The sequence below is a fragment of the Nocardia farcinica genome, assembly GCF_029867845.1.
GTDB classification, from domain to species: domain Bacteria; phylum Actinomycetota; class Actinomycetes; order Mycobacteriales; family Mycobacteriaceae; genus Nocardia; species Nocardia farcinica_A.
Genome location: NZ_JARWRU010000831.1, coordinates 1 through 4,126, shown reverse-complemented (window position 1 = coordinate 4,126; position 4,126 = coordinate 1). Strand labels below are relative to the sequence as shown.

5 protein-coding genes are annotated in these 4,126 nt (G+C 71.9%); 3 read left to right on the top strand and 2 right to left on the bottom strand.

All coding sequences use genetic code 11. The features are described 5' to 3' along the window. Positions 1 to 109: 109 nt before the first annotated feature. Complete coding sequence (locus tag QH283_RS18075) at positions 110 to 1,222, bottom strand: ArsA family ATPase (RefSeq protein ID WP_280504167.1); 1,113 nt, start codon at positions 1,220 to 1,222, stop codon at positions 110 to 112. After that, entirely contained in the window at positions 1,219 to 2,256 is a 1,038-nt protein-coding gene (locus QH283_RS18070; RefSeq protein ID WP_280504166.1) for an ArsA-related P-loop ATPase, read from the bottom strand. The genes QH283_RS18075 and QH283_RS18070 overlap by 4 nt, the downstream gene beginning before the upstream one ends. Positions 2,257 to 2,428: 172 nt before the next feature. On the opposite strand from QH283_RS18070, the gene QH283_RS18065 reads away from it, so the two are divergent. From QH283_RS18065 to QH283_RS18055, 3 genes are all read left to right on the top strand, one after another. Further along, complete coding sequence (locus QH283_RS18065; RefSeq protein WP_085998926.1) at positions 2,429 to 2,584, top strand: DUF4177 domain-containing protein; 156 nt, start codon at positions 2,429 to 2,431, stop codon at positions 2,582 to 2,584. Positions 2,585 to 2,610: 26 nt separating this feature from the next. After that, entirely contained in the window at positions 2,611 to 3,084 is a 474-nt protein-coding gene (locus QH283_RS18060; protein ID WP_280504165.1) for a RidA family protein, read from the top strand. A 108-nt stretch (positions 3,085 to 3,192) separates the two neighbouring features. Beyond that, positions 3,193 to 3,984: an MBL fold metallo-hydrolase gene (locus tag QH283_RS18055; protein ID WP_280504164.1), complete on the top strand. Its 792-nt coding sequence runs from the start codon at positions 3,193 to 3,195 to the stop codon at positions 3,982 to 3,984. Positions 3,985 to 4,126: the final 142 nt, after the last annotated feature.

Here is a 4,126-nt window from a genome sequence, read left to right as displayed (position 1 = left end):
CGTCGGGGCAGGTTCCGCACCGCGTCCGCCGGCCGTCGGACACAGGCGTGATCGTCGCGGCCGGGGCGGGCGGGACTCCCGCGGGGCGACAGCGGCCCCGCGCTCGGTGTCAGACCTTCGCCGATTCGCCGGTCAGCTGATCGGCGACCGCGCGCAGCGCGTCCAGATCGGCCACCTCGAACGGCAGCGCGGACACCGCGGCGATCTTCACCCTCGGATGCGCGCCGGTGAAGCGCACGAGCAGATGCCGTTCCCGTTTGGCCACGGCCACCCGGTCGGCGTGCACCCGCAGCACCGCGGTGGTCAGCGGGTCCTCGTCGGCGAGCCGGTCGGCGGCGGTCAGCGCGTGGTCGCCGGGCAGCGAGCACAGCACCGGGTGGGTCCGGTTCAGCACCAGGCCCGCCAGCGGCATGCGCTCCGAGGACAACCGGTCGACGAAGAACGACGCCTCGCGCAGCGCGTCCGGCTCGGGCGCGGCCACCACCAGGAAGTGCGTGCCCGGTGTGGACAGCATGGCGTAGGTGCGGTCGGCGCGTTCCTGGAAGCCGCCGAACATCGACTCGAGCGACTGCAGGAAGGTCGAGGCGTCCTTGAGCAGCTGTCCGCCCACGATGGTGGACACTCCGCGCATGGCCAGGCTCATCGCGCCGGTGACGAACCGGCCGACGCCGCGGCCGGGCGCCATGATCAGCCGGATCATCTTGCCGTTGAGGAAGGTGCCGAGGCGCTTGGGCGCGTCGAGGAAGTCGAGCGCGTTGCGCGAGGGCGGGGTGTCGACGACGATCAGGTCCCACTCCCGGCGCGCGGCCAGCTGCCCGAGCTTCTCCATCGCCATGTATTCCTGCGTCCCGCCGAAGGACGAGGCCACGGTCTGGTAGATCGGATTGGCGAAGATCTGCTCGGCCTTCTCCGGGCTGGTGTGCTCGAGCACCATGTCGTCGAAGGTGCGGCGCATGTTGAGCATCATCGCGTAGAGCTCGCCCTCGGCCTGCGGGCCGAGCGCCACCCGCTGCGGTGCGTTGTCCAGATCCGCCACGCCCAGCGACTGGGCCAGCCTGCGCGCCGGGTCGATGGTCAGCACGACCACCTTGCGGCCCGCCTCCGCGGCGCGCAGCGCGATGGCCGCGGCCGTCGTGGTCTTGCCGACACCGCCGGACCCGCAGCAGACGATGACGCGGGCGGTGGGATCGGCGATGATCCCGGAGATGTCGAGGGTGTTCATCGCACTCCCTGCGCGCTGAGGTGTTCGGCCAGCTCGTAGAGCGCGCCGAGGTCGATGCCGTCGGTGAGAGCGGGCAGATGCATCTGCGTCACGCCGAGCTCGTTCAGCTCCGCCGCGCTGGCGTCCTGGGCGCGCAGCCGGGCCGCGTGCTCGACGGTCTCGGTGATCAGGCCGTCGAAGTCCTGCTCGTCGAGGGTGATGCCCGCCCGCTCCAGGCCGGCGCGGACGGCGTCGCGGTCCAGTTCGCCCGCGGCGGCGGAGTCGCGGGCCACCGGCGGCAGGTGTCCCACGCTCGCCCGGTTCACGATCACCGCGCCGATGCGCAGATCGTTGGCGGTCAGTTCCTCGATCGCGTCCGCGGTCTCCTGCACCGGCAGTGCCTCGAGCAGGGTGACCAGATGGATCATCGTCTGGTCGGAGTGCAGCAGCTTCGACACGCCCTCGGACTGCGCGGCGATCGGCCCGCCCTTGGCGATCTCGGCCATCGCCTTGGTGACGTCGAGGAAGCTGCTGATGCGGCCGGTGGGCGGTGCGTCGACCACGATCTCGTCGTATACCGGCTTGCCCGCCTGGTCGACCCGGACCACGCATTCCTTGATCTTGCCGGTGAGGATCACATCGCGCAGGCCGGGCGCGATGGTGGTGACGAACTCGATCGCGCCCATCCGGCGCATGGCCCGGCCCGCGAAGCCGAGGTTGTAGAACATGTCGAGGTACTCGAGGAAGGCGTGCTCGATGTCGAGCGCCAACGCGACCACCTCGCCGCCGCCGTCGGCCGTGGCGATCTTGGTCTCCGTCGGCGGCAGCGGCGGCAGGTCGAACAGCTGGGCGATGGACTGCCTGCTCTCGACTTCCACCAGCAGCACCCGGCGACCACCGGCGGCGAGCGCGAGTGCCAGCGCCGCGGCGACGGTGGATTTGCCGGTCCCGCCCTTGCCGGAGACGTAGTGCAGGCGGGCCTGTTCGGCCCGCTTCGGCCACCCCTTGTCCGGCTTCGGCTGGGCCGAAACGGGATCAGCAGTTGGTACTCCCACGTTCGCGAGCCTATAACCCGTGGGGTGCGGGTGGCGTGAGGACGGCCGCCTTCAGTGGAATCGCCCGCTTCCACCGCTGGTCGGCGGCCCGGTGACCGGCCCGTGCTCCCGGGCGGCCCCGGGGCGGGCGGTGGGTCGATGCCCGCGTGTGGTGGGTCAATACACTCGCCCCATGACGACATGGGAATACGCCACTGTGCCCTTGCTGACGCACGCCACCAAGCAGATCCTCGACCAGTGGGGAGCCGACGGGTGGGAGCTGGTGACCGTGCTGCCAGGCCCGACCGGGGAACAGCACGTCGCCTACCTCAAGCGCCCCAAGGCCTGAGCGGGCCGGACAGGGAGGAGAGGGTCATGACGGAACCGGCGACCGACTGGCGGAACAACCTGGAACGGCTCGGCCTGCGGCTGCCCGCGGTGGCCGCGCCCGTGGCGGCGTACATCCCGGCGGTGCGGACCGGCTCGCTGGTCTACACCTCCGGTCAGCTGCCGTTCGTCGACGGCGAACTGCCCGCGGTCGGCAAGGTGGGCGCCGAGGTGTCGACCGAGACCGCCACGGAGAGCGCCCGGCTGTGCGCGCTCAACGCGCTGGCCGCGGTGCACGACCTGGTCTCCCTCGACGAGGTGGTGCGGGTGGTGAAGGTGGTCGGCTTCGTGGCATCCGCGCCCGGCTACACCGATCAGCCGGTCGTGATCAACGGCGCCTCGGAACTGCTCGGCGAGGTCTTCGGCGAGGCGGGTGTGCACGCCAGGTCCGCGGTGGGCGTGGCGGAGCTGCCGAAGAACGCCCCCGTCGAGGTGGAGCTGATCGTCGAGGTTCGCGGCTGATTCGCCGCCGGCTCTGCTCGCGGCGGGGCGGGCACGTGGCCCCGTCGCGAAAGCACGCGCGCGACTAGCGTGGAACGTGCGCTACGGCATGGAACAGAGGTGACAGCGATGACGGCGACGCATCCCGCGTACGGACAGGTGCGGCAGGTGACCGGATCGGCAGCGGTGCTGCTGGCGGACAACCCGGGCAAGATGACCCTGGACGGGACGAACACCTGGCTGCTGCGCGCGCCGGGCGCCTCGGGATACGTGGTGGTCGATCCCGGCCCCAAGGACAACAAGCACATCGAGGCGATCGCCGCGGCCACCGACGGCGACATCGCGCTGACGCTGATCACCCATCACCACCACGACCACACCGGTGGCATCGAGCGGCTGGTGAAGTTGACCGGCACCCCGGTGGCCGCGGTCGAACCCGGATACCTCAACGACTGGGACGCCCCGCTGGCCGACGGCCAGGTGCTGGAGGCGGCGGGCCTGAGCATCCGCGCGGTGGCCACCCCCGGCCACACCGCGGACTCGGTGAGTTTCGTGCTCGACGACGCGGTCCTCACCGGCGACACCATCCTCGGCGCGGGCACCACGGTGCTGGAATCGCGGTCCGGGGCGCTGGCCGATTACCTGAATTCGCTGGACCGCCTGCTGGCGGAGGGCGCGGGCCGGAAGCTGCTGCCCGCGCACGGCACCGAGCACCCCGATCTCGAACCCGTCGCGCGGTACTACGTCAAGCACCGCCACGAGCGGCTCGACCAGGTGCGCGCGGCGCTGCGCGAGCTCGGCGAGAACGCGGGCGCGATGGCGGTGGTGCGCAAGGTGTACGCCGATGTGGACAAGCGGCTGTGGCCCGCGGCGCGCAGCTCGGTGCAGGCACAGCTGGACTACCTGCGCACCCACGGCTGACCTCGGCGCGACCGGGCGTGGTCCCGGCGGCTCGAACCGGACCTTCCCGTACCGGGCATCGGAGCGCGAAAGCCCCGGGCGGGCCCCCCGGGGGGGGGGGGGGGGGGGGGGGGGGGGGGGGGGGGCACCCCCGCGCGGCGGG